This window comes from Neisseria sp. P0021.S007 (assembly GCF_051956855.1).
The window spans coordinates 1-462 of the sequence record NZ_JBQCXA010001565.1 but is presented as its reverse complement, the minus strand read 5'-3'; the positions used below and the strand labels follow the sequence as shown (position 1 = coordinate 462).

Genomic DNA, 462 nt, shown 5'->3' with positions numbered 1-462 from the left:
AAATTCAACCATGCCACATTGTGCTTGGCATGTTCGGAAGTAATGATTTCGACCGTATCACCGGTTTTCAGCGTGGTGCGCAACGGCATCATGACGTTATTGATACGCGCGGCAACGGTTTTATGACCGATATTGGTGTGAACGGCAGAGGCAAAGTCAATCGGCGTCGCACCTTTAGGCAAGGTAAGGATATCGCCTTTCGGGGTAACGATATAGACTTCGTTGGGGAACAAATCGACTTTGACATGCTCCAGAAACTCGATAGCATTTGAGCTGCTGGCCTGCAGGTCAAGAATATTTTTCATCCATCGGTTCATATGGAGGACGGCTTGTTCAGGAGTATTTTCACCGGATTTGTAAATCCAATGACCGGCGATGCCGCCCTCAGCCACTGCATCCATTTCACGCGTACGGATTTGCACTTCGATCGGCAAACCGTAAGGACCGACTAAGGTCGTGTGC

The 462-nt window shown here is 49.4% G+C and carries 1 protein-coding gene; it reads right to left on the bottom strand.

What is annotated here, in order from left to right; genetic code table 11:
• Positions 1–462: TGS domain-containing protein (locus tag ACTHUR_RS20290; protein WP_440400597.1), on the bottom strand; the 462-nt coding region annotated here is incomplete at both ends.